The sequence below is a fragment of the Pseudomonas bubulae genome, from assembly GCF_900618535.1.
In the GTDB taxonomy this organism is placed as follows: Bacteria; Pseudomonadota; Gammaproteobacteria; order Pseudomonadales; family Pseudomonadaceae; genus Aquipseudomonas; species Aquipseudomonas bubulae.
The window spans coordinates 227,497-253,804 of record NZ_UYJA01000005.1; the positions used below are offsets into that span (position 1 = coordinate 227,497).

General features: G+C 59.2%; 18 protein-coding genes. 2 read left to right on the forward strand and 16 right to left on the reverse strand.

Going from position 1 to position 26,308, the window contains the following annotated elements; all coding sequences use genetic code 11:
- Positions 1 to 12 precede the first annotated feature (12 nt).
- The 7 genes from PPTH39_RS18350 to PPTH39_RS18380 all read right to left on the reverse strand — a co-directional run bounded on the left by PPTH39_RS18350 (position 13) and on the right by PPTH39_RS18380 (position 8,297).
- A complete protein-coding gene (locus PPTH39_RS18350) occupies positions 13 to 897 on the reverse strand; it encodes a glycosyltransferase (RefSeq protein WP_095017695.1) in 885 nt (294 codons plus the stop codon).
- Entirely contained in the window at positions 894 to 2,045 is a 1,152-nt protein-coding gene (locus PPTH39_RS18355; protein WP_130872281.1) for a glycosyltransferase family 4 protein, read from the reverse strand. Before PPTH39_RS18355 ends, PPTH39_RS18350 begins: the two co-directional genes overlap by 4 nt.
- Entirely contained in the window at positions 2,042 to 2,926 is an 885-nt protein-coding gene (locus tag PPTH39_RS18360; protein ID WP_170943714.1) for a DUF6625 family protein, read from the reverse strand. The genes PPTH39_RS18355 and PPTH39_RS18360 overlap by 4 nt, the downstream gene beginning before the upstream one ends.
- A 63-nt stretch (positions 2,927 to 2,989) precedes the next feature.
- Complete coding sequence (locus tag PPTH39_RS18365; protein ID WP_130872282.1) at positions 2,990 to 4,408, reverse strand: PIG-L deacetylase family protein; 1,419 nt, start codon at positions 4,406 to 4,408, stop codon at positions 2,990 to 2,992.
- 121 nt (positions 4,409 to 4,529) lie between these two features.
- Complete coding sequence (locus PPTH39_RS18370; protein ID WP_095017697.1) at positions 4,530 to 5,426, reverse strand: antimicrobial resistance protein Mig-14; 897 nt, start codon at positions 5,424 to 5,426, stop codon at positions 4,530 to 4,532.
- Positions 5,426 to 6,556, reverse strand: a complete 1,131-nt coding sequence (locus PPTH39_RS18375) for a glycosyltransferase (RefSeq protein WP_095000916.1) — start codon at positions 6,554 to 6,556, stop codon at positions 5,426 to 5,428. Before PPTH39_RS18375 ends, PPTH39_RS18370 begins: the two co-directional genes overlap by 1 nt.
- Positions 6,540 to 8,297 (reverse strand): carbamoyltransferase family protein, encoded by a 1,758-nt coding sequence (locus tag PPTH39_RS18380; protein ID WP_095000915.1) that lies wholly within the window; start codon positions 8,295 to 8,297, stop codon positions 6,540 to 6,542. Before PPTH39_RS18380 ends, PPTH39_RS18375 begins: the two co-directional genes overlap by 17 nt.
- A gap of 259 nt (positions 8,298 to 8,556) precedes the next feature.
- On the opposite strand from PPTH39_RS18380, the gene PPTH39_RS18385 reads away from it, so the two are divergent.
- Together PPTH39_RS18385 and PPTH39_RS18390 are read left to right on the forward strand one after the other, a co-directional pair.
- Positions 8,557 to 12,843 (forward strand): membrane-targeted effector domain-containing toxin, encoded by a 4,287-nt coding sequence (locus PPTH39_RS18385; protein ID WP_130872283.1) that lies wholly within the window; start codon positions 8,557 to 8,559, stop codon positions 12,841 to 12,843.
- 162 nt (positions 12,844 to 13,005) lie between these two features.
- A complete protein-coding gene (locus PPTH39_RS18390; protein WP_095000913.1) occupies positions 13,006 to 15,084 on the forward strand; it encodes a TonB-dependent receptor family protein in 2,079 nt (692 codons plus the stop codon).
- 88 nt (positions 15,085 to 15,172) lie between these two features.
- On the opposite strand, the gene PPTH39_RS18395 is transcribed toward PPTH39_RS18390, so the two are convergent.
- The 9 genes from PPTH39_RS18395 to glnE form a co-directional block, all read right to left on the reverse strand.
- Complete coding sequence (locus PPTH39_RS18395; protein WP_095017701.1) at positions 15,173 to 16,615, reverse strand: lipopolysaccharide kinase InaA family protein; 1,443 nt, start codon at positions 16,613 to 16,615, stop codon at positions 15,173 to 15,175.
- Positions 16,615 to 17,370, reverse strand: coding sequence for a lipopolysaccharide kinase InaA family protein (locus tag PPTH39_RS18400; RefSeq protein ID WP_095000911.1), 756 nt, complete (start codon positions 17,368 to 17,370; stop codon positions 16,615 to 16,617). The genes PPTH39_RS18395 and PPTH39_RS18400 overlap by 1 nt, the downstream gene beginning before the upstream one ends.
- On the reverse strand, positions 17,367 to 18,101 hold the full coding sequence (locus PPTH39_RS18405) for a lipopolysaccharide kinase InaA family protein (RefSeq protein WP_095000910.1): 735 nt from the start codon (positions 18,099 to 18,101) through the stop codon (positions 17,367 to 17,369). Before PPTH39_RS18405 ends, PPTH39_RS18400 begins: the two co-directional genes overlap by 4 nt.
- Positions 18,101 to 18,907 (reverse strand): lipopolysaccharide core heptose(I) kinase RfaP, encoded by an 807-nt coding sequence (rfaP, locus tag PPTH39_RS18410; RefSeq protein WP_095000909.1) that lies wholly within the window; start codon positions 18,905 to 18,907, stop codon positions 18,101 to 18,103. Before rfaP ends, PPTH39_RS18405 begins: the two co-directional genes overlap by 1 nt.
- On the reverse strand, positions 18,907 to 20,028 hold the full coding sequence (locus tag PPTH39_RS18415; protein ID WP_095000908.1) for a glycosyltransferase family 4 protein: 1,122 nt from the start codon (positions 20,026 to 20,028) through the stop codon (positions 18,907 to 18,909). Before PPTH39_RS18415 ends, rfaP begins: the two co-directional genes overlap by 1 nt.
- A complete protein-coding gene (gene waaC / locus PPTH39_RS18420; RefSeq protein WP_095000907.1) occupies positions 20,028 to 21,089 on the reverse strand; it encodes a lipopolysaccharide heptosyltransferase I in 1,062 nt (353 codons plus the stop codon). Before waaC ends, PPTH39_RS18415 begins: the two co-directional genes overlap by 1 nt.
- Positions 21,090 to 22,124 carry a lipopolysaccharide heptosyltransferase II gene (waaF, locus tag PPTH39_RS18425; RefSeq protein WP_095000906.1) on the reverse strand — a complete coding sequence of 345 codons (1,035 nt, stop codon included), beginning with the start codon at positions 22,122 to 22,124 and terminating at the stop codon, positions 21,090 to 21,092.
- A gap of 59 nt (positions 22,125 to 22,183) precedes the next feature.
- The gene (locus PPTH39_RS18430; RefSeq protein ID WP_095000905.1) at positions 22,184 to 23,107 is read right to left on the reverse strand and encodes a branched-chain amino acid transaminase; all 924 of its coding nucleotides are present in this window, start codon (positions 23,105 to 23,107) and stop codon (positions 22,184 to 22,186) included.
- Positions 23,108 to 23,225: 118 nt separating this feature from the next.
- On the reverse strand, positions 23,226 to 26,168 hold the full coding sequence (glnE, locus tag PPTH39_RS18435) for a bifunctional [glutamate--ammonia ligase]-adenylyl-L-tyrosine phosphorylase/[glutamate--ammonia-ligase] adenylyltransferase (RefSeq protein WP_095025241.1): 2,943 nt from the start codon (positions 26,166 to 26,168) through the stop codon (positions 23,226 to 23,228).
- Between the last annotated feature and the right edge of the window lie 140 nt (positions 26,169 to 26,308).

The window sequence follows — 26,308 nt, forward strand, 5'->3', positions numbered from 1 at the left end:
CCTCGCACGCCGTCAGTCTTTTTCCAGGGGTGAGAAATACAGCCGCCCCAGCCCACGCCAGGTTTTGCCCGTCCAGCGCTTGAACGGAATCTGCGCCAACAGCTCGCGAGCCAGGGCACGATTGCGGTTGGCCGTTTTCAGGAACATGGAATTGAGGAACTTGTAGCGCACCTCGTCGTACAGCGGGTGATCGCTGAACTGGGCATAAATGCGCAGAATGCTGTCGATCATGAACCGGTGGTTCTTGTACGAGTTGGTCGCGTGCTTGCGATAGCGCGCCATCACCACGTTCAGGCCGTCGATAAAGTACCCTGCATGGGTAATCTTCAGCTCGATATACAAGTCTTCCAGGCGAATGCTCGGGTCAAACCCCCCCACCTTGTCCAGTGCTTCACGGCGGATCATCAGGGTCGGCGCAGGCGGATACGGTTTGCGCTCCAGGAACATGTCATCGAAGTCCAGGCGCCGGAACGGTACATCACGGCGCTGGCGTTTTTCCGGGAACAGGTTGCCATTGGCATCGATCAACTCGATATTGCCCGCGCAAATACCTACTTCCGGCTTGCCATCCATGTAGGCAACCTGCACCGCGATACGATCCGGCATCATGATGTCATCGGAACCGAAGGGCACGATCAGGCTGCCCTTGGCCCGAGCAATCGCACCATTGAGGGTATTGGTCAGGCCTTGGTTCTGTTGCACTCGAAAGTCGAAACCATGTACCGCCTGTAAACGCTGGATACGCTCCACGCTGTCATCAGGCGAGCCGTCATCGATCACCAGCAATTCGATATTGGGATAAGTCTGATCCAGAACGCTCTGGATGCTTTGTTCTATGTAGGGCCCGTGGTTGTAGGAGGCGATGATCACCGTCACCAGGGGTTGCGAGTCAGTCATGGGTGTTCCTTACGGGCCTGGCGCAGGCCCGAGTCGATCAGGTCCAGATACTCCTGGCGGAATACCTCAATGTCGTGGTTTTGCTGCAAGTAGCGGAACGCCTGCTCGCCCTTGGCTCGCAAAGCGTCGTCCGACAGGGCCAGGTACTCGTCCAGCGCTGCGGTGAGCGTTGCCACGTCGCTGGGCTTCACCGCCAGGCCGCCCGCCCCTTCAATCAGCGGCAGCATGGCCGGTACATTGCTGGCGATCACCGGCAAGTGCCCACTCATGCCTTCGAGCAGCGCCAGCCCCAGGCCTTCGGCCAGTGAAGGCATGGTCCAGATATCAAAAGCACGCACGTACTGCAGGGCGTTCTCCTGGAAGCCCAACAAATGCGCACGACCATCGAGCCCCAGTTGCCCGATCTGCTCGCGCAAACGCGACTCCTCGCGGCCGGCACCAATAATGGCCAATTGCGCGTTCGGGTATTTGTCTTTCAATGCCGCGAAGGCTTGCAGCAAAAAGCGATGGCCCTTGATAGGCACCAGACGCCCCAGCGCGCCGATCATCCGCGCATCCTGATCGAGGCCGAGCTTTTCACGCGCCTGCTGGCGTGGCAGCTGCAGGGCTTCGGCCTGCTCGATATCGATGGCGTTGGTGATCGCGTAAGTATTGGCGTCGGTGAAACCGCACTGGCAGTCCAGCAGGTACTGTTTGACCGCAGGCGACACGCCGACAAAGCGCCAGTGCTTGTCGATCAGGCGCTTGGCCTGGCTGCGCCGGTAAAAACGGTCGTACTCGCCAAACCCGTGGGAAATACCCACGCACAGCGGGATTTTCAGCCAGCGGTTGAGCTGCAGCATCATGTTCACCGGCTTGAAGCGGTTGCAGATCACCACATCAAACTGCTCTTTGCGGCAGAACTTGTACAACGCCCACATGGCGCGCAACCGCATGCCCTTGAGCGACTTGTCGCTGAACTCGAAATACACCGAGTGGTCGGCCTTGCTCACTGGCTCGCCCGGCCCCGGGCGCCCACGCAAAAAGGCCGCCGTGATCTCGTAATGCTCACGGGGCAATGCGCGTACGATCTGCTCGGCGAGGTCGGCAAAGTCATAGGACTTGACGTTGTAGTCGGGCTGCAATTGCAAAACCTTGGAACGCTTCATAACTCTCCCCGGTGAAATCCGGTGGCATCAATAACCCAGGCAGGCTCTGCCGCCAGACGCTGGATTGCAACTGGATCGGGAGCAGGCAGCTTGGCCCACTCGTTACGCTTCCAACACACGAAGTGAAAGTAAGGAAAGGTGTGATCGCCGTCACGATCGTTTTTCAATATGCCGTTTTTCCAGAACCACTTGCCCGGGAAATTTTCCGTGCCGTCATGCCACTTAATGCAGCCGCCGGGGGTACTGAAGGCCTCGGTAAACTCACTGGTGCGACGCAGCGGGTTGAACTTGCCCACCAGCTCGAACAGCGGTTTGGGCAGGTTCTTGCGCCACAGGAAGATCCGGCTGAAGGCACCTTCATCCAGCGCATGATGCTGATTGTCAGTAAAGCGCTGCTGCCAGTCCTTTATCCGCATGAACAGCTCGCGCTTGCATGACGTATTGCGCATCAGGCACAAATGCCCCGCGACCCGGCGTTCGTGGGTTGAAAACAGGTCATAGCGGGCCAGCCGCTCGGCGGTGAAATAACTGCGCAGGTCTCCGTACACCAGATCAATATCGCCGAAGGCCCAGAAATCATAGCCCTGCAGACGATCTTCGTGGATATAGCCCAACGCCGGCTTGATATCGCACAGTTTATAAGCCTCTTTGGGTGCGAAATTGATCTTCAGGCGCTCAGAAACCTTACGGCAATAGTCGGTAAAGCTGATCGATTCAACGGTCACATTGGCCGGCAGATTTTCAGGTACCCCACAGTCGCTGAAAAATAGCCAGTTAATATCGGGATTGTGCCGACAGCTTTCTAGGAAAAACGGCATCCAGAACGGCCAGCGGCCGAAGTACGGGATCACAAATAAAATACGCGGTGATGGTTTTATCACAGGGAACTCAATGTAAAGGTCGAGATTAGGGTCAATGCTATGACCGCTTTTTATATGTGCTTATTATTTTAGTTGCCAAAACAGCTCATGACGCCTGACGGCCTTGCGGAAAAACTCATTCTCGCCATAAGGCGATGGCTTTCTGCCTGCCAGGAGTTGCTGTATCGATCGTCTAATCCTGCGCTTGAGCGCAGCCCGTGGCTGCAGGTCATGCATCATCCCCAGCGCCATGGCCTTGTCGCATTGCTGTGCAAGGCTCAACGGCAGGCTGCAAGGGCGCAGGCAGAGCGTGGCATCGAACACCGGCGGCAAGGCAATGCCGTCACCGCTGTTACCCATCGGCCAGCGATCGTTGTCATGCAGGTGGTTGGCGTAGCCGAGCACCGTGGTCGGCTGCCACTCCAGGCCTTCAAGGGCCTCGATGACAGCGTCATGGGCACAGATATGGTCCGGGTGCGGGTCGATTGACGGGTGCGGAAGCACGATCACTTCAGGGCGCGCGCGCAGAATCAATGCACGCAAGTCGGCCAGCAGGTTATGCCAGGTCGGCGCGCCGTCCTGATCGGCGGGCAACGGGAACGGGTTGAATTGGCGGAATACGCGAATGTCGCTCAAATCGGCCTCGCGCGAGGCCATCGGCTGATCGGGAGCGCCCTGCATGGCGGGCAATTGCAGGCAAAAATAACCCAATTGCGCGCAATGGGCTTCAGGCACCCCGGCCCAGCGCGGTACGACCATGCTGTCCCAGGCGCGCAAACGGCCCTTGAGGCGGGCGGCCTCTGCCCGTGGCAGGCCCATTTGCTGATAATGCCCGGCTTCGATTTCGCCAGCGGTCAGGGTCACGATCCAGGCTTCTTTGGCCTGGCTGTACAGGCCAAACGCGGCCAGCTCTGCATCATCGGCGTGGGGCGCAACAACCATGATCCGCTGCTGGCGATAATCGGGTTGACGGAAAATCCGCAGTTCAGGTTGGCCCAAAACGCGGCAGTAGCGCCCGCGCACACGCAACTGCCCCGCGACCAGCGCCTGCGCACAACCACTCACGTTCAGGTAGCGCTGGCCATTCACGCCACGCTCGAAAGTTTGCCGGTCCGCCGACTCGCCACCCGACAGTTGCACATACGGGTCAACAAAGCGTCCCAGCCAGCCACTTTTAACCTTGACCTCCAGGATCAGGGTTTCATCTCCCGCCAGTTGCAGCGGCTGCTCCGCTACCAGCTTGTCGCCCTCAAGGCGCACCGCCGGCTGCTCGCTGCCGGCCGGGAAGCTGTACTGGTAATCGTCCTTGGGCGAATAGAACAGATGATCGGCAAACCATGCTTCATGGGCCACCCAGCCCAGCACCGCCAACACCGGTGGCAACCACCAGGCCAGCAACACGCCACTGGCAATCAGCACCAGCAGGCCGATCAGCAGGCCAATACGCTTGTTGCGCCGATGACGCTTGAGAAGTTGCTGTTTGCGCGAGGCGGGTTGGCTCATGGCTAGGCTCTTGTGATTGATCTCCCGTGGGAGCGAACCTGTTCGCGATGCAGGCACTGCGGGATGTTAAAAAACGCAGTGATACCATCGCGAGCAAGTCCGCACCTACAAGATTTGTGTTTCAGACTTTGAACACGGGCACCGGGTTGCACCAACGCTCTTTGTATTCACGGTCGGCGCGGCCGAACGAGAAGCGCAACGGCTTGTTGACATTGCGGGCCTGTTCCCAGGCAGATTGGGTATTGAGAAAACTCAACACGCTGCCAGGGCTGAATTCACGGGTCTGAGGGTCAACACCGCCATTGACGTACTCGACACTGATCCACTCGGGCGATTCAGCGCGGTACACCAATTGAATCGCTATCGGCGCATCGTTGAGGAAAATCACCGAGCCGATCAACAGCTCGCGCAACAGCTCGATGACCTCGGCCATCCGCTCGGCCCCTGTGGCAACAAAGCCCCAGCGGCGCAAAAACAGATCGCAGTATATGCTCGCCAATTCAGCACTGGAAAACTCCGATACCGGGCGCACTACGCCGCCCGCCTCTTCCAGCAGGCGCAGTTCGCGGCGCTGGTTGTAGCGGAATTTTTTCGACAGTTCTTCCGGCGTGCGAGCCATCGCCAACTGCTCGGCTTGCGGCAGCAGATTGCTGAAACGGCCCTCATTGAGCTGCGACAGGTAGCGTGCTCGATGACGCAAAGGCGCCGCTGCATCCGCAGCTGCGGGCAGGATCAGCTCGGCGTTACCCAGATCGAACAGGCCTTTTTTGCCATGACGCTTGAGCACATCCTTGGACAAGGCCAGGTCGCGCCCCCAAGTAGGGATCGCCGCCTTCAGCTTGCCGTCCTGCTCCCAGGCAAGATAACGCACAGGAATACCGGCCAACTGCGCCAGACGTTCAACGACCATCGGGTGGGTAGCGACGCTGCCGCCAAAACGCTGCCAGGCATCGGCATAAGTGCCGGAATCCACAACGCTCCAGCCGCGCTCACGCCAGCCTTGAAATCGATTGAGCATCAGGACTCCGCAATCAGGTCGGTGACTTGCGCCAAGTGCCAGAAGGTATTGCGCACCGCCCGATCACTAAAGCGTTCATGCAAACGCTCAAGCATCAGTTCGGCGCAGGCCATGCGCTGCTCATCATCGAGTTGAGCCAGGTGCTGCAGGCCCTGGGCCAGATGCTCGGCATCGCCCAGCGGGAACAAAATCCCCACGCCCTCGACCACTTCTTTGGCACCGCCACAGGCCGTTGCCAGCAACGGCACACCGGCAGCCATAGCCTCAAGCAGCACCATGCCAAACGGTTCGTGATCAGAGCTCAACGCAAACACGTCAAAGGCCCTGAAATAGCGGCGTGCATCAGGCACCTGGCCCAAAAACAGCACCTGATCGCCGATCCCCAGCTCATTGCTCAGCTCTTTGAGATCCTCCTCCAGACGCCCCTTGCCCATAATGACCAGTTGGCTGTCAGTTGGCAGATTGGGCAACGCCAGGGCAAAACCGCGAATCAGCGTGGCCTGGTCCTTGTCCGGATGCAGGCGACCGACGTTGCCGACAATAAAGCCATCGACCGACAGCCCCAACGCTTCGCGCGCCGGGGTGCCAGACAATTGCCCGGCCTGGACCGCATCGATGTCGATACGGTTATAGAGCGTGTTGATACGCCCTGCTGGCCACTTGGGCAGGCACTTGCGCATGTCGTCACGCACCGCGTCGGAAACACCGAGCAGGCTCAGGCGCTTGCGAAACAGGTGGGCAAACAGTTTGCGGCTGCGACGCTGATAATCGCCAAACGCATGATGCACGCCGATCACCGGCAAACCGGTGGCCAACAAGGCGATATAAATCGGCTTGAAGCGGTGGGCGATGCAAAAACTGAAATTGCGCGAGGCTGCGATCTTGCGCAGCCTGGCGATGGCACCCAGCTTCAGGCCACGAATGGCCCTGGAGCTGAATTCCATAAAGATCACTTCATCAGACGCACAGCCTGCTGCCACTTCAGGGTCGGTTGCTCCGGTCAGGAAGACCGTGGTGACCTTGTACCCGGTACCGGCAAACAGGCTCGCGTACTGGCGCGCACAGTCCAGGAACGGCCCGTCATAGCCGTGGCAGAACTGCAGCACATGACGCTCAGTCGAGCGATTCATAAGTCTCAGCGCCGTCTTTAACCACCAGGATGTCTTCCATGATCAGGTACTGCAGATCGGAACCGAAGAACATGTTCAGCGCGTCAGTCGGCGAGCAAACCATAGGCTCGCCACGACGGTTAAGCGAAGTGTTCAGCGAAACGCCGTTACCGGTCAGCACTTCCAGCGCCTTCATCATGTCGTAATAACGCGGGTTGTATTCGCGCTTGAGCACCTGGGCGCGGGAAGTGCCATCTTCATGGACAACCTCCGGCACGCGGGTTTTCCACTCTTCAGCCACTTCGAAAGTGAAGGTCATGAAGGGTGCCGGGTGATCGACCTTGATCATCTGCGGGCCTACGGTGTCGAGCATCGACGGGCAGAAAGGCCTCCAGCGCTCGCGGAACTTGATCTGTTCGTTGATGCGGTCTGCCACGCCTTCGCTGCTCGGGCAACCGATGATCGAGCGACCGCCCAATGCACGCGGACCGAACTCCATGCGCCCCTGGAACCACGCTACCGGGTTGCCATCGACCATGATCTTGGCGATGCGCTCCGGGGTGTTTTCGATGCGGCGGTAGGCAGGTTTGCCAGGGTGACGGGCACAGGCCGCGATCACGTCTTCGTTGCTGTACGCAGGGCCGAGGTAGACGTGTTCCATCTTCTCGACCGGCACGCCGCGAGCGTGGGATACATACGCCGCTGCACCGACTGCGGTACCGGCATCACCGGACGCAGGCTGTACGAACAGTTCTTTGACTTCCGGGCGAGCAATGATTTTCTGGTTCAGCTTCACGTTCAACGCGCAGCCGCCCGCAAAGGCAATCTTGCCGGTTTCCTTGAGGATGTCGCCCAGGTAGTAGTCGATCATCTGCAGCGACAGTTTTTCAAACAGCGCCTGCATGCTGGCCGCGTAGTGGATGTACGGCTCGTCGGCGATATCGCCTTCGCGCTTGGGCCCCAGCCACTCGATCAGTTTTGGCGAGAAGTAGAAGCCCTTTCCGTTCTCTTTGTAGCGACGCAGACCGATCACGTTGGCGTATTCGGTGTTGATCACCAGTTCGCCGTTTTCGAACGAGGCCAGACGCGAGAAGTCGTACTTGCTGGCGTCGCCGTACGGCGCCATGCCCATGACCTTGAATTCGCCATCGAGCATCTCGAAACCGAGGAACTCGGTGATTGCACCGTACAGGCCACCCAGGGAGTCCGGGTCGAAGAACTCCTTGATCTTGGTGATCTTGCCGTTTTCGCCGTAGCCGAAGAAGGTCGTGGCGTACTCGCCCTTGCCATCGATGCCCAGGATCGCGGTTTTCTCTTTGAAACCCGAGCAGTGGTAGGCGCTGGATGCGTGAGCCAGGTGGTGCTCGACCGGTTCGATCTTGATTTTCTTCGGGTCGAAGCCCAGTTGCTCAAGACAGAACACGATCTTGTTGCGGTAGCGCTTGTAGCGCCGGTTGCCCATCAGGATCGCGTCAAGGGCGCGGTCCGGGGCGTACCAGTAGCGCTTGGCGTAGTGCCAGCGAGCCTTGCCGAACAAGCTGATCGGAGCGAACGGGATCGCCACCACGTCAACGTCGGAAGGTTTGATACCCGCTTGTTCAAGACAGAATTTTGCGGACTCGTAGGGCATGCGGTTCTTTGCATGCTTATCGCGTACGAAGCGCTCTTCTTCAGCCGCCGCTACCAGCTTGCCGTCGATATAGAGGGCTGCGGAGGGATCATGGCTAAGGGCGCCGGACAGGCCAAGAATCGTCAATGCCACTGGATTAGCCTCTTTTGAATGCAGGCAGGCGGCGGGCGCCTGAAAAAATGATGCGTTCCTCGCAGTTCGAGAAACAGCTAAAGAGCGGGATTATAGCGTAAAGACGCCCGCAGTGACCCTGCACGATTTGCCACGCCCTATTGCGCGCCCTCATCTGCAAAAAAATCGCCGGGCCACATATATGTAGCCCTAACACCCGAACGTTTTGGGATTTCCTGTGGATACACCGACGTACGCGTCAATAGACAGGAACGACCCCATGCCCAGTGCACTCGCTAACCTCAAAGACGCAGAGCGCGAACTGCTCGTGCTGCGCAATGCCTTGCCCAACCTTGATCTGTCGCTGGATCACTGCCTGCGGGTATTTTTTCCGCGGTTGCCCGCTGACACCTGCACCGACTTTCTTTTCATCAATGAAGAGATCGCAGCCCAGCCTGGCCAAAACCCCACTATCACCAGCCAGTCGGTGACTGCCCTGATAGACCAGTGCTACCTGACCGGCCAGATCCCGACCTTCGTACAGGGTGCCACCCGCGTCTACAACTACGCCTATAGCCTTGACGAGGAGGATCGAACGGCCGGGGTATCCGCCCCTGAACTCGAAAAATACCTTGAGTTTGTCGTCCGCTCCCCGCAGTTGTGTGTGAGGGATGCCCTTAACGACTTCTGGCGCACACCCCACAAGGACCTCAATGGGCAAGCGCCCAAAGACTGGCTGTCGCAATTTGCCCACAGGCTGATCCGCGCAGAAGCCTCCGTGCGCCACGAGGACAGCACCTTCAGCCCCACCGCCCTGGACATGATCAATCAGGTACTCCCTGATGCCAGCCCATCTCCCGCGCCAAAAACGCCCGGCCCCTACGGCTTTTACACGCTGGCACTCAGCAGTCGTCTCATGCAAAGGACTGCAGTGCTGCACGGCGCCTTCGTGATTACCACGAAACACCTGCCCCTGATCTCAGCCAGCGTGCAGGACAAGCGCACTGCCCTGGATCCCACCCCGCGGCCTTCAGTGCTTTACCTGCCGAACACTGGCCTGGAAGTGTTCGATTCACTCGCCGCCCTCAGCCAGGAACTGTCGACCCGGCTCAACGATCCTTACCAGCGTGAAACACTGCTCACGTGCGTACTCACCGAAGATCGGGAGCGCGCCCTGGCCCATGAGCAAGTCGACTACAGCCCGGTTGCAGACAGCGCCATAGCTACCGTCTTCAGCGATCAATTGATCAACAAACAAAAAAGCGACATGCACCATGCCTGGTCGGTGGCACGCAATCTCAAGCAAGACACATCCCTCGATCAGCTATCCGACTGCGTCGACCAATCCCTGGCTGCAAGCCTGCCCCTCAATCCCGCCAACATACTGCGCGGGCGCTATACCCGATTGCTGGAAAGCCAATTGCCCGACTGGTTGAAGACTGCTTCAGACAGCCAAAAAACCCAGTGGCGGCTGGCCGTTGAGCGCCTTAATCACGAGCGCCTGGCGGCAGAATCCGACGACGCCCAACCCCTCAGCGAAATCGGCCGCAAACATACACTGCTGGGTTATGCCCGCCTTCAGTTACAGCAACAGATCAAAAAAGACCACGGCATAGACGTCGACCCGGACGAGATCTTCATCTCGACCACTGAAGCCCTGCGCACCGGCCCCTTGATCAACCCTGTCAGTGGTTCCGGGTTTCCTGCAGGCATGAGCCTGGGCAGAACCGGGCCGATCATCAGTTACCACACCACACGCCGTAGCCTGAGTGAGATGGCGCTGTCCAATGTCGGTATCTGGGACGTCACTTTCGCCCTCACTGCACAAGTCAAGGATGGAGCGGGCCAGAAACATGCCGTGCTGACCAGCAGCTATCTGAAAACGCTGGTGCGCCAGCTGGATATTGGCGAGCGCTACAAAAAAAATCTCAAGGAGCTACTGGTCAACTCCAGCCAGGCCCAATGGCGCAAGGAGCGCTATGTCGCTTTTAAGCAGGCACAACTGAACCTGGACTTGCTTGAAGCCACGCTGGCGGGTGCGCTGACCACCCAACAGGTGTCATGGGTCAGGGCTGCGCTTGAGCAGCCCGTAGAGAACAACCGTGCACAAATCAACGGTGAGCAGGTCAAAGTCCATCTGCTGATGTTGCGCTATAAACCACTACCGGGTTTGCTGGTGTTCAGCGCCACCGGCTCCGGGCAACTGCTGTGCTACACCCCCGGCGGGCCTGAGAGCCGCTGGTTCCTGGTTGCCAACTCACGCAACGAGCTGGGCCAGATCCTGTCACGGCCTATTTGGCGAGCCTATGTGATGCGCCACGTCACACCGGCGCAACAGCCGTATATCAAGCCGCTGCTGGAGCGGGGACTGAGCGAGGCCAATCTGCAACTGCAGGGCATCAGCCATGACCTGTTCGAAGCGTCCTACGACACCGAGGCCTTGCACGCCATCCGCGATGCTGACGAGCAGTCGACTTCTACCTGGGAAAGCAACGTAAACACTGCCAAAGAGGCCGTACTGACGGCAATCGACATCCTGTCTTTCGCATTGCCCACCCGAGTGCTGCTGCCCATCGTACTGGCGCGGTTTATCGCTCAGATCATCAGAGGCCTTGATGCCCTGCAGCGCGACGAAAAACACGAAGCTCTGCTGCACTTTATGGAGTCCATCACCTACCTGACTGACGGCGCCTCGGACTTTACCGGCTCAGCCGTATTCGGCAATTCGATACGTCAACGCGCAAAACAGCCCGTACCCTCGTTGAGTCCCGCTGCTGCCAGCCATTATCCCGGTGCCAGGCTCAGGCTGCGCACGGGGGATGAATACGGTGCAGGTGTGTATGAAGCGCCCACTGCCAATGGTCAGACCGCCCGCTACACCAAAAACACAAACGGCAGGTTCTATCGCAGCCAGTACGACAACCTGGACAACACCTGGCGCGCACTGGATGAGCGCAAACCCAACGCACCGTACAGCATCCCCTTGCGCGAACTCTCGGCCGGGCAATGGGATGTCGATCCAACAACCCCTTTGCTCAAACAAAAGCCCGGCATTGAAAGGGTAATCGACAACGCGCGCGTCAGAGGCGTCGATCTCAGCCGCTACACCCCTGACGAGCAGGGCATCTATCGCATAGACAACATGCGATATATCAAGCAGGACAGCGACGTGTTCGAAGTCTACAGCGGCTGGCTGGGCCGCAACTGGTACTTGCAACCGCAATCGAGTTCAAGCGCTGGCGCAAGCGCCAGCTTCAAGGTCCGGCGCACCGCAGGCCGCTGGCAAATCAAGCACAGGCTGGCGGACAACAGCAAACGCTGGGTGCCTCTGACGGGGCATCTCACCGAGTTGACTGGCGATGTACCCCACCTCAAATACAGTGACTACGACATGCCCGCCGAGTACCAGGAAGCACTTCGGGACATCACCGAGAACCATCGTTCAGTACTCGATGGCATCACTGATTTTATGGATTTTGCGTCCGAGCGCAGCCTTGCCCACCGGGCATTCAAGGAGCTGCGGATCAAGCTGCTCGCGGATGCCAAGGCCTACTTCCTGACAAAACCTGCAAAACCCCGGGCCACCCGCCCGCAATTACCTGGCAACGTGCAGGAACAAGCGTTGATCAACCACCTGTTCGAGCAGTCAGATGGCATCGTGTGGGGTGAAACCCACTCTCACCAATCGAGTAAAAAGATCCTGATCGACAACATGGCCGAGTTTGCCAGACACGACGTAAAGGTCCTCTACATGGAGCACCTGCAAAGCGACCTGCACCAAAGCCTTCTGGATGACTACTTCCAAAGCGGAAAAATGCCCCTCAGGTTGAACAAATACCTTGAGGATCAGGATTTTGGTCATCAGATCAACCCCTCCAGCCGCCATACCTTCAGCCAACTGGTGCGCGAGGCCAGACGGCATGGCATCAGGGTTATCGCGGTTGACTGCTCGGCCAGTTACTACCCGAAAAGCACACCGAGCGAAACGCCCTGGCTAAACCGTTATGAAATGTTCAGCTACTTTGCCTCCCGTACGATTCGCGCTCATCAGGCCCAAAACCCAGGAGGCAAATGGATAGCCCTGACGGGCAACTCACATGCCAACACCTTTGAGGGCATACCGGGGCTGGCCGAACTTGAAGGGGCGATATCCGTGCGGGTATCGGATTCAGCCCCGGGCACCAGCCGCGGCTTGCGTCAGGACATCGGTGAAATCATCCCCGCGGATAACAAACATGCTAACTACCGCTTTTTGAAAAACGATTACTGGCTGCAAATCGACATTCCAGGCACAAAGCCCCATTTACCAGCCCTCTCCCCATCGCAAACCAATAACAGGCTACCGGCTCCGGGGTTCTTCCGCCTGGACAGCGCATCCCCTCAAGGCGCCCAGTTGATACATCGCTCAAATAACCACGAAATTGTGCATACCCCTTTGAGAACCGACGCCAATGGTCAGATTTTTATCGAACGTGAAAGCTGGCCAACCATCCACCAAAAACGCTACGACACCCTCAAAGACCTGATCCATGGCTTACAAGACATCAACATGACCCAAGTGCAATAACCCCGCGCCCGACGCTCATCACGTTCAAGACAGGGACGGCTCAGCGCGTCCTTGTCACTTGTTTTGCTGGATATCCGCACCTCAGCCGCTAAACTGCGCGCCCTCTGCTAGCCTCCCCCCGTCGCCCTGGACGGGTCGCGTCACACGGAACCCGATTTGCCCATGAAATATTTCACACCTGCTCACCTTGCCCTGTTACTGCCAGGCCTGTGCCTGGCACCTGTCGTCTGCGCCGAAACCCTGGAGCTGGATCCCAGTGTCATCACCGGCTCGCGCAGCGCCAGCCCGAGTTTTGACCTGCCGTACTCGGTGGACAGTATCAATCAGGAGCAAATCCAGGATGGCCAACTGGGCATCAATGCATCCGAGGTGCTGTCCCGTGTACCGGGGCTGGTGGTGCAAAACCGTCAGAACTATGCCCAGGACCTGCAAATATCTTCCCGTGGCTTTGGTGCCCGCTCGGCGTTTGGGGTGCGCGGCATCAAGCTGATTGCCGACGGCATACCGGCCAGCACCCCCGACGGCCAGGGCCAGGCTGCAACCTTCAACCTCGATACCGCCGAGCGCATTGAAGTGCTGCGCGGCCCGGCGGCAACCCTGTATGGCAGTAACGCCGGTGGCGTGATTCAAATGTTCTCCCGCGACGGCGAGGGCCCGCCGCGCATTGGCGCCGAGACTCTGGTCGGCAGCGACGGCATGAGCAAGAACCACCTGACCGCCGAGGGCGCCACCGACGACGTCGGCTTTGTGCTTGATGCCTCACGCATGGACACCGACGGCTACCGCGACCACAGCGCCGCACGCCGGGACCAGACCTTCGCCAAGCTCAACCTCAAGCCCGACGAAGACAGCAAGCTGGCGCTGATCTACAGCAGCCTTGAGCAAAACGGCACACAGGATCCGCTGGGCCAAAGCTGGGAAGCCTACAAGGCCGACCCGCGCTCGGTAACGCCCAATGCCATTACCTACAACACCCGTAAGAGCATCGACCATCAGCAACTGGGCCTGAACTACGAGCGCTATATCGGTGACGCTACCCTGCAGGTCAATGCCTATACCGGTACGCGCAGCGTTATTCAGTATTTGGCGATTCCGCCCACAGCAGCCAGCAATAAACAGGGCGGCGGTGTCGTGCAATTCGATCGCAAGTTTTACGGCGGCAGCCTGCGCTGGATGCAACCGGTCTACGGTGTACCGGGCGATCTGACCCTGATTGGCGGCCTGGACTTCGATCAGAGCCAGGACAGCCGCCACGGTTATCAAAACTTTATCGGCAGTGAGCTGGGGGTCAAAGGCGCACTGGTGCGTGATGAAGTAGATACCGCCCGCAGTCTCGACCCGTATGTACAGGCCAACTGGGCGTTGGACAACTGGACGGTACAGGCCGGCTTGCGCTACAGCACCATGGAGATGGACGTCGATGATCAATTTTTGAGCAACGGCGACGCCAGTGGCACCAAGCGTTACGAAAAGGCCACGCCATCCGTCAGCGTGATGTATGCCTTTACCCCCGAGCTGCATGGTTATATCAGTGCAGGCAAAGGCTTTGAAACGCCGACTCAGGCCGAACTGGCATACTCGCCCAACGGCCAGGGCTTCAATTTCGGCCTCAAACCTTCCGAGAGCACCCAATATGAAATGGGCCTCAAGGCTCAGCTCAACAATACGCGGATCAATGCGGCCATATTCCAGATCACCACAGAAGATGAACTGGTGGTGCTGAGTAATACCGGTGGCCGTACGACCTACCAGAACGCCGGCCGCACCTTGCGCCGGGGCTTTGAACTGGGTGTAGAGAGCCAGCTCGCAGAACACTGGACCTCAACCCTCGCTTACACTCGCCTGCAAGCCACCTACGACAGCGACTTCGCCAGCACCAGCGGTACCGTAGACAAAGGCAACTACCTGCCGGGCGTACCGCAGACCACGCTGTTTGCCGAGGTGAACTGGAAGCCGGCCGACTGGGTCAGTACGGCTATTGAAGGCATGTACCGCAGCAAGGTATATGTGGAAGACACCAACACCGCCAAGGCAGCACCTGCTTATACCGTATTCAACTGGCGGGCGAAGTTTGAACAGAAGATCGAGCACTGGACCTTCCACCAGACCTTGCGTCTGGACAACCTGCTGGACCGTCAGTATGTGGGTTCGGTGATTGTCGGCGACTCCAACAGTCGCTACTACGAAGCTGCGCCGGGCCGCTCGTGGTATGCCGGAGCCGGGGCGCAGTACAGCTTCTAAAGCCTCAACACCATCCCTGTGGGAGCGAGCCTGCTCGCGAAGAGCATTCGCGAGCAGGCTCGCTCCCACAGAAAGTCCTGGCTAGGCTTCAGTCAGGGTTTGTCGGCAATCGCCCGTCAATCACCTGATACAACGCACTGCCCACCGGCCAGTTGCGCATAAAGCGTGCACGATCGCGGGCGTACGCTGAAGCGAAGCTGCTCGATGAGCGATGCTGGCACATCGAATCCAGATCAATCAGCGCCCAGCGCCCGTCATCCCAGAACACGTTATGGCCCTTGAGGTCACCGTGGCTGATACGCTCGCGGATCAAATCGGCAAACAACCGCTCCAAAGCCATCAATTCGGCTTCGGGCGCATCTCCGTGCTCAACATACGGCGCAAAACGCTCGATGATATCCGGCCCCGGCAAAAACTCCGTCACCAGATACGCCTTGCCCCGCAACCACATAAAACGGGTCTCCAGCATTGCCAACGGTTTAGGCGTGGCAATGCCCAAAAACGCCAGACGGTTGCCTTCACGCCATGAATGCCAGGCCCGGCTCGGGCGCCAGAAACGTTTGAGCCAGTGGGCAAAGCCCTTGATGTTATAGCGCTTGACCACCAGCATGCGGCCCGCTACTTCAACCTTGCCGACACTCGCCGCGCCACCGGTCTTGTACAGATGCCCCTGATCAAGCAACGCATCAGCCCTGGCCAAAACGGGCAACATCGCCGGCTCTTCTTCGCGCAGGACGGCACGCAAGGCAAACGCCCCGCGGTGCACGCTGAACAACGAGCAATCACGGCCAACCTTGTTTAAAAAGTCATTCAGGCGCCAGGCACGGACTTTCTCGACCTGCTTGAGCAGCGCTTCAAGCGGCAAGGCATGCTCGCCGTTGCTCAGCAGGTAGTGCACGAGTAATTCTTCGATAAACGGCTCAAGGCTTTTGGGCAACTGGGCAAAAAACACGCCGAGGTTTTCCAGCACTTTTTGCCGCGACAGCGGTTTGCCTGCCTCTTCGACACAGATGCCTGCACCATCGATCAAATACAGCTTGCCGTCCTGACGCAACAGGTTGTCCAGATGCAGGTCTTCCTGCCACAGACCCTTGCGGTGCATCTGCCCGATGGCAGTCAAAGCCTCGGCAAGTACGGCCACTTGTTCATCAGCCAGCACCGGCAACGACGCGACTGCATCCCAGGCATCGCCCAAGCTCTGAGCGCCCTCCAGGTACTCGAACAGCAACCAGCCCCCCTCACCTTCCTGCAAGCCATCGGCCAGCAGTTGCGGCGTGGTCAAGCCTTGTTCAGCCAGCAGACGCACCCCGGTCAGCTCGCGCTGAAAGTTGCGCGCAGCCTTGTTGCCGACCATCATCTTGGCCAGCACGGTACGCCCGCGCCACACCCCGGCACCGACATAACGCTGGCCCGGCAATACCCGCAGCAAGGTCAGCAGTTGCAATTGCGCAGGCCCTGCTGCGTCGGCCAGTTCGATACTCAGCGGCAAGCCTGGCGCACGGCCAGCCTTCAGCAGTTCGGACAAACGCATCAGCGCCCCCCTTTTTGATTGCGCCGCACATACAGTCGCGTCAGCCAGGCATCGACCAAGGAACTGTCGACGGGCTGTTCCAGATAAGCAGCGAGCAAGGCGCGCACCTCTGCTTCGCTCCAGACATCGGCCCGACGCAACAACGGCTCAATGTCCTTGACCCTGTCCCGCTGGCCCAGCAACAAGGGCCGGGTTTTTTCCAGATCGATCAATTGAGCGCGATACCCCCCCGCGCCATCGGCCTGCAGGAAGATATGCTTGGGGTAAAAACAACCATGCACCTGCCGCGCAGCGTGAAGCCGACGAGCCAATTGGCCGCATTCGCGCAAAATCGCCTGCTGCTGCTCTGTGGTCAGTTGCGGCCATTGCTCGAGCAGCGAGTCGAGGTCATTCCAACCGTCCAGCGCACGGGTCATCAGCACTGCACGACGCTCGCCCGGCACTTTTCGCTCACCAAAAAACACCGCTTCCAGCGCAGGAATACCTATGTGCTTATAGCGCTGAATATTACGGAATTCGCGGGCAAAACTCGGCTCGCCCAGCGGACTGTGCAGCGTGCGCGTAAGGTAATTGCTCTGACGCTTGAGGTAATAGCCCTGACCTTCAAGATCCATGCGAAACACGCTACTCCAGCCGCCACCACTGGTATTGGGCTCGTCTACCGCTTCCAGCTGCACGGCCCACAGGGCATCAAAGTCAGCCAGGCCATTGCGCTCAAGCAATGCCCGGTCGGCGTCTGCCATAAAGTCTGTCATTCCCGGCCCTCGAAAAAACGCACGATATGACGGACACGTTCCTTGTCCGCCGCATTGAGCGTCGTGCGCCCGGTGTATTGAAAATAGAAACGCAAACGCTGGGTGTAGGACAAATGGTACTTGGCCACTTTATCGAGGCACGCCAGGTCTTTGGTGATGCGGTATTTGAGCCAGAAGCCGCGCCAGAAATCGCCGTTGGGGCAATCGATCAAAAACAGCTTGGGCTGCTCATCGATCAGCAAATTGCGCCATTTCAGGTCGTTATGGGTAAAGCGATGGTCATGCATGGTCTTGGTATAACGCGCCAACTGACGGCTGACACAATCTACCCAGGCACGATCCTTGAGCAGCGGATCATGGTTGTCCGCCAACTCTGACAAATCCCGGGTATTGGGCAGTTCGCGGGTGATCATGGCGCCACGGGAGTAGGCGAACCCACTGCGTTCAAGGCCCCAGGCCACCACCTCGGCCGTGGGGATACCCCACTTGGCGAAGCGCTTGAGGTTCTGCCATTCGGACTTGACCCGCGGGCGGCCCAGATAACGGCGCAGGCCCTTGCCGGCCCCGGTGTAGCGCTTGACGTAATAATTCACGCCATCGCGCTGCACACGGATGACTTCCGATAGCGGATCGCGCGTCAGATGCTCCCCCTGCAAGGCAAATACTGCCTCCAGACTGCCAAAATCAGACGCCAACGCACTGTAAGCAGGTTCCAGATTCCAACCCGCCATTACAGTGCATCTCCATAACGCTGTTTGCGTTCGTAGAGTTTGTTCGCCTTGCCTTCGAGCCACGCCAGCAGGCGGGCTTCTTCGCGCAGGATCTGGCGCAGGGGCATCTGGAAGTAACCGCGCAGGAAGCGCAGTTTGTCCCGCTGGGTCAGGCCGATATCCAGGGCCGAGAAATACAGTGCCGCCAGATCCTTGTTGCGCCAGCGCTTACTGATCACGGCGCGAGTCTGGGCGCGGTGCAGATCGATCACCGACAGGCGGAAGTTGTCTGCGGTCACCGGTTTGTCGGTGTGCAGCAAGAAATGGCAGATATAGCAGTCACGGTGGTTGACCCCGGCACGGTGCATCATGCCGGTCATGCGTGCCACTTCAGCGATCAGCGCATGCTTGAGCCTGGGCTGCGGTGGCTGCTTGACCCAGTTGAGGCTGAAGTCTTCGAGGCTGACCGTCGGCGCCAGTTCTTCGGTGATGATGAAGGAATGCTGGGCTGCCGGGTTGTTGCCCTTTTCGCCGTAAGCCACGGCCGTCATGGTCGGCACACCCACTTCGTGCAGGCGCTTGATCGCCCGCCACTCCTGGCCGGCGCCAAGAACTGGCAGCTTGGCCGTCAGCAGGTTCTTGAACACTTCACCCCAGCCAATGCCACGGTGGATTTTCACAAAGAAACCGCGTCCGTCGACTTCGGTACGCAAGGTACGCCGGCCTTCCAGTTCGCGGTAAACCTCGCCTTCCAGACGCTCGACTTCGGTGAACGCATCGCGCCCTGCCCACAAGCTCTTGAACGGTTCGGCAAGAATCAGTTTCATCAGTGTTGCTCCGCCAGAATCACATCCGCAGCGTGCTGCGGCATGCTGTAGAGGTCGGCCGTCTGCGCGTAGGCCAGGCCGTTTCGGCTCCAGGCCGCGCGCGCAGTGTCGTCGGACAACATGTGTGTCAGGTATTCATTGAGTTGCGCCTGCTCGAACGGCTCGTCCAGGACCCGACCGCAATCGGCGTCGCTGATGTAATGGGCGTAGCCGCAAACAGCGCTGACCAGCACCGGCAAACCCGCTACCAGTGCCTCAAGCAATACAGTGCCGGTGTTTTCGTTATAGGCCGGATGAATCAGCAAATCGGCGCCCAGCAGGAAGCGCGGGATATCACTGCGCCCCTTGAGGAACTGCACATGATCGCCCAAACCCAAAGTGGCACTCTGCAATTGAAAGACTTTGGGGTCGTCCTGGCCGATTACAAACAATTTCGTACGTTTTTTGAGCTCACCCGGCAAGGCCGCCAGCGCTTTGAGGCTGCGATCCACACCCTTGGTCTTGAAGCCCGAGCCAATCTGCACCAGCAGCAAGTCGTCGTCTGCCAGATTGAATTCACGTCGGAACTCGGCGCGAATCTCGGCGGCATTGTCCGGCGCGCGGCGATCCAGGGCGATACCCGGTGGCAGCAGATGGAAACGCTCCAGCGGGGTGTCGTAGTGTTTGATGAACAGCGGCTGCTGGACTTCGGAAATCATCAGGATTTCAGTCTTGGCGTCCTTGGCGAACACCGCGCGCTCGTACTCGGCAAAGTGCTTGTAGCGCTTGAAAAAGCGATAAAACGAATGACGCAGGTTTTGCGCCTTGTCTTCAAAGCAGCCGTCCGCCGCGTAGTACACGTCCAGCCCCGGCATCTTGTTGAAGCCGATGAGCCGGTCTACCGGGCGCTTGGCCAGATCGGCCTGCATCCAGGCGAGCATTTTTTCATTGCGGGTATGGTTGTGGAACGCCTTGACCGGCGCCACCAGCACTTCGAATCCGGGCGGGATATCGCCTTCCCAGATCATGGTGTAGACGCGGATTTGATGGCCGCGCTTCTGGCATTCCAGCGCAATGCGCATGAAATCCCGTTGCAGCCCACCAAACGGAAAGTATTTGTACAGCACAAAAGCCAGTTGCATCAGCGCAGTTCCTCAGCCAGTAACAACGTGCTTAATCGACTCGCGACACGCTCAGGGTTCAAACGGGTGAAGCACAGTGGCCACTCGTTTTTCAGATCAAACCGCTGCTGGTCCTGTGCAGTCGGAGTGTAGGTGCATTTTTTCTGCAGGCATGGCGCACACGGAAAATCGCTGGCCAGGTGGATTTGCACCTTGCCATAGGCCCCGGTCAGGCCCGGATTGGTAGGCCCGAACAAAGAAATGGTCGGCACATCCAGTGCAGCGGCCAAATGCCCTAACCCGGTGTCTACTGCCACGCAGGCACTGGCACTGGCCAGTACCTTGGCGACCCCGGCCAGATTCAATTTGGGCAGCACCACGGCATTATTCAAGCCATTGGCAATGCGTTCGGCCCGGGCTTTTTCAGCCGGATTGCCCCACGGCAGGCGCACTTCGACGCCCAGATGGCCCATGCGCTGGGCCAGATCGCGCCAATAGACTTCGGGCCAGTGCTTGGTGTCCCAGGTGGTGCCATGCAAAAACAGCACGAAGGGCTTTTTGCGCGGCAGCTCAACCAGTTTTTCGACATCCAGGCCGTAATCGCCCAGCCCTTTGGGCAGGTCGTAGCCCAGCGCGACCGCGAACAACTGACGCAGACGCTCAACCGCGTGCTGCCCGCGGGCTACCGCCAGGCGGCGCTGGTAAAAGCGGCTGGCCAGCGGCTCACGGGCAGAGTCTTTATCCAGCCCGGCAACCGGGGCTTTCACGTAGCGGGTCAACCAGGCACTTTTCACCAGTCCCTGAGCGTCGATCACCAGGTCGTATTTTTCGGCGCGCAGGCTTTGCTTGAAGCGGCTCCACTCGCCGCTCTTGAGGGTCTGCCAGATATTTTTGCGCCAGCGGCGAATCGCCACCGGAATCACCTTGCCCACCGCCGGGTGCCAGGTCGGGATTTCGGCAAAGCCTTCTTCCACTACCCAGTCAAAGGTGATGCCCGGAATCGCCCGCGCCGCATCGGTCAGCGCCGGCAAGGCATGGATCACATCCCCGAGGGATGAAGTTTTGACCAACAGAACGCGCACCTAGTTAACCTCGACCGGTGAACCCTGCAGGCGCTGCAAGGCTTCAATCACCGGCTGCGGCATCAGTTCGCGCAGGCAGTTGTAGTGGCCAAAACGGCAGGTACGGTCAAAACAGGGGCTGCAATCGAGGCCCAGCCGCACAATTTCGACCTTGTCCGCCAAGGGCGGGGTAAAACCTGGCGAAGTGGAGCCGTAGACCGCCACCAGCGGGCGGTTCAGCGCAGCGGCCACATGCATCAGCCCGGAATCGTTGGATACCACGGCATCTGCACAGGACAACAGGTCGATGGCTTCGGCCAGTGAGGTCTCGCCGCTGAGGTTGACCGACTCTTCGCGCAGCCCCGGGATCAGGCGCGAACGGATATCTTCGCCTACCCCGTGATCGTTTTTGGAGCCGAACAGCCACACTTGCCAACCTTCGCGGATCTTTTGTTCGGCAACTTTGGCGTAGTGCTCGGACGGCCAGCGCTTGGACTCGCCAAATTCGGCACCCGGACACAGCGCCAGCACCGGACGATCCAGCTCCAGGCCGAACTTGGCCAGTGCGCCGGCACGGCTTTGCGGGTCAATCTGCAAATCAGGGCGCGGGTACGGCTTGGGCAGGTCGGCCCCAGGCTCATAGGCCAGGGCCATAAAGCGCTCGATCATCAGCGGGTAGCGCTCTTTGTCGAGCTTGCGCACATCGTTAAGCAGGCCGTAGCGGAACTCGCCGCGCCAGCCGGTACGTTTGGGAATACCCGCAAAAAATGGCACCAGGGCCGATTTAAGCGAGTTGGGCAACAAGATTGCCTGATCGTATTGGCCCTTGAGGGACTTGCCGATCTTGCGTCGCGTGGCCAGTTCAAGCGCGCCGTGGCCGAGCGGGAAGCTCAAGGCCTTGCGAACTTCAGGCATGCGCTCAAGGATGGGCCGGCTCCACTCGGGAGCCAGCACATCGATTTCGCACTGCGGGTGGCGCTGCTTGAGGCACTGGAACAGTGTCTGCGCCATCACCATGTCACCGACCCAGCTGGGCCCAACGATCAAAATATTCATAAGTTTCCATAAACAAGCAAGGGAGGCATTCGCCTCCCTGCTGTGATGCTATGCCGACATTACTTGACCAGTGTACGCCACTCTGGATGGTCCGTAGTCTTGCCGGTCACCAGGTCAAAGTAAGCCTTTTGCAGTTTTTCGGTGATCGGGCCACGGCGGCCGATCCCGATTTGACGCCCGTCGACTTCGCGAATCGGCGTCACTTCAGCGGCAGTGCCGGTAAAGAACGCTTCGTCGGCGATATACACCTCGTCGCGGGTGATGCGTTTTTCAACAAACTTGTACCCCAGCTCGGTGGCCAGGGTCAGGATCGTGCTGCGGGTAATGCCGTTCAGGCACGCGGTCACGTCCGGGGTGTAGATCACGCCATCCTTGACCAGGAATACGTTTTCACCCGAGCCTTCAGCCACAAAGCCTTCCGGATCGAGCAACAGCGCTTCGTCGGCTCCACCGGAAATCGCTTCCTGCAGGGCCAGCATCGAGTTGATGTAATGGCCGTTGGCCTTGGCCCGGGTCATGGAGATGTTCACATGATGGCGGGTAAAGGAGCTGGTACGCACCTTGATTCCGACTTCCAGCGCTTCGGCGCCCATGTAGGCACCCCAGCTCCAGGGGGCGATGATCACGTGCACCTTGAGACCGGTGGCGCGCAGGCCCATGGCTTCGGAACCGTAGAACACCATCGGGCGGATATAGGCGCTGTCGAGGTTGTTTTCACGCACCGCTACGCGGGTCGCTTCGTTGATTTCGTCTTTGCTGAACGGGATCTTCATGCCCATGATGTGGGCCGAATCGAACAGACGGTCAGTGTGCGCCTGCAAGCGGAAAATCGCCGCGCCTTGCGGGGTTTCGTAAGCGCGCACACCTTCAAACACGCCCATGCCGTAGTGCAATGTATGGGTCAGCACATGGGTCGTGGCATCACGCCACGGCACCAGCTTGCCGTCATACCAGATCACACCATCACGATCAGCCATCGACATCATTACGCTCCTCAAAGAATCCAGCACCCGCACCACGAGGCGGCAGGCAAATTGGACGGGCCTTATGGACCCGCCGGATACGTTCTTACAGCTTTAACTCTGTGTGTGAGCCAGCAAATCAGCTCAACCCTAGCTCGGACCAGATGCGCCGTACGTGTTGGCGTTCGACCACAAATTGATCCCCCGTGACCACCCCGGCTTCCTTCTGCAAGGCTTGCCGGTGGGCGACGGCGCGAAAGGCCTTGTAAGCCTCGCGCAACAGGCTGGCATCGGTGGCGGGCATCAGCCCGACCTGCTCCAGCCCTTCCAGAATGCGGATATTGTCGGTGTAGCGCAGTAACGCCGGGTGTTCCCTGGACCACGCCAGGGCCGCGTATTGCACCATAAATTCAATATCGACGATACCTCCGGCGTCCTGCTTGAGGTCGAACGGCACCGTTGCCTCGAAGGCGTTTTCTGCGGTTCCGGCAGCGGTAATACGGGTGCCCAGGTTGTCGCGCATCTTGGCCCGCATCTCGCTGACCTCCTGACGCAAGGTCGGCAAATCCCGCTCGCGGCCCAATACGCTCGCGCGCACCTGTTCAAAGGCCGCGCCCACCTGCTTGCAGCCCACCAGCACGCGGGCGCGCACCAGTGCCTGATGCTCCCAGGTCCAGGCTTCGTTTTCCTGATAGCGCTCAAAAGCACCTAGCGAGCTGACCAGCAACCCCGAAGCGCCTGACGGGCGCAGGCGCATGTCGACCTCATACAACTGCCCGGAGTTGGTCTGCGCCGTGAGCAAATGGATGATCCGCTGGCCCAGACGGGTGAAAAACTGCGCACCGTCGATGGGCTTGGCGCCATCGGTTTCAGCATTCGGGTCGCCATCGTGGATAAATACCAGGTCCAGATCCGAGCCATGCCCCAGCTCGATGCCACCGACCTTGCCGTAGCCGACAATAATAAAGCCGGGATCGCACAGGCTGCCGTCGGTGCGCTGTGGCGTGCCGTACTTGGCCACTGTCTGGCGCCAGGCCAGGGCCAGCACCTGCTCCAGAATGGCCTCGGCCAGCCAGGTCAGGTAATCGCTGACCTTCATTAAAGGCAGGCTGCCGGAGATTTCCGATGCCGCGACCCGCAAACGGTGGGCCAGCTTGAAGTTGCGCAAGGCTTCCATCTGCTGCTCAAGGTCGTCTTCGGGGATACGCGTCAGGCGTTCACGCAACTCTGCGGCCAGCTCAGGGGCCAGCGGCGGCTTGAACAAACGGCGCTCGTTGAGCAACTCGTCGAGCAGCAACGGGAAACGGGTGATCTGCTCGGCGATCCACGGGCTGGCTGCGCACAGCGTCAGCAAACGGCGCAAAGCATCTGGGTTTTCGGTGAGCAACACTAAATAAGCAGAACGCCGGGCCACCGCCTCGACCAGCGGCAGCACCCGCTCCAGCACCAGATCAGGGTTGGCGTGCTCAACGGCTTGCGCCAGCAAGCGCGGGATAAAAGCATCCAGACGCTCGCGCCCCAAGCGCTGCATAGAGCGCAGTTGCGGACTGGAACGCAGGGCCGCCAGTTGTTTCAGGGCTTTGGGCGCATCGACAAACCCGGCCTCTTCCAACTGCGCGCAGGCTGCGGCATCGTCCTGGACCTCTTCCCACAGCGGCAACCACTCACCACCGACAATCAGCTCGCCTTCGTCGATGACCTCTTCTTCATCAGGGTCAGCAATAACCTGACGGAAGTGCCAGTCAATACGACCACGCCACGCCATCAGCTGTTCATGGAATGCGGTCCAGCTGTCAAAACCCATCATAAAGGCAATGCGGGCCTGATCCTGCTGATTGTCGGGCAGCATTTGAGTCTGGCGATCGGCAATGGCCTGGATTGCATGCTCGGTGTAACGCAGGAACTCATAACCTTCGCGCAGTTCGCCGACCACCTCTGCAGGCAAGTAGCCCTGGCCTTCCAGGATGGTCAGGACTTTCAGCAGCGGCCGTTGTTGCAGGCTCAGATCGCGGCCGCCGTGAATCAGCTGGAATGCCTGGGCGATAAACTCGACCTCGCGGATACCGCCCGCCCCCAGCTTGATATTGTCAGCCATGCCTTTGCGCCGCACTTCCTGCTGGATCAACTGCTTCATGGTGCGCAGCGCTTCAATCGCGGAAAAATCGAGGTAGCGACGATACACAAACGGGCGTAACAGACTGAGCAACTGCGCGCCCATCACCTGATCACCGGCCACGACCCGGGCCTTGATCATTGCATAACGCTCCCAGTCACGGCCCTGATCCTGGTAGTACTGCTCCAGCGCGTTGAAGCTCAACACCAGCGCACCGGATGAGCCATAAGGACGCAGGCGCATGTCGACGCGAAACACAAAACCGTCGACCGTCATCGGATCCAGCGCCTTGATCAGGCGCTGGCCCAAGCGGATAAAGAACTCCTGATTGTCCAGCGCCCGCTTGGCCCCCACGGTTTCGCCGCCTTCAGGGTAGGCAAAGATCAGGTCGATGTCCGAAGACAGGTTCAGCTCCACGGCGCCGAGCTTGCCCATGCCCAGGATCACCATCGCCTGCGGCTCGCCACTGCGATTGCCAATGGGTGTGCCGAACTGCTGGCAATGACGTTGATACAGCCAGCGATAGGCCTGATCGATGCTGGCATCGGCCATGTCCGACAGATCGCGACAGGTTTCGATCAGGTCGGCCTGACGATTGATATCGCGCCAGATAATCCGCACTTGCTGGCGGGTGCGCTGACGACGCAGTGCGCGGCCCAGTTCGTCATCGCTGGTTGCGGCCTGCGCGGCAGCAGCAATCTGCCCGCACAACTCGCCGGGGGCGAAGGTGCGGTCCAGCTCACCCGAGCGCGCCAGTTCGAGCAACATCAAAGGGTCACGCAAAGACTGTTCTATAAAGAAGTCGCTGGCTGCACTGACCCGGCTGAACGCCGACCAGCGCTCTGGCGACCAGTCATCGAGCCCGTGCCCGTCCTCAAGCCCGGCGACTGCCGTGCGCCACGACTGCTCGGCACGGCTGGCCAGTGGCTGTAAAAGACCGGGAATTGGAGCAAGCGACGGGAGGCTCATGGTCTATCCTTGATCGGCTATGGTGTTGCCGAGTACGGTGACAGGAAGAAACAGCGGTTTAATCCGACTGTCGAACAAAGGTTATAAATAGCTGTAAGATCATTTTGTTTAGCATCAAGCCAGCAGATCACCGGCTTATT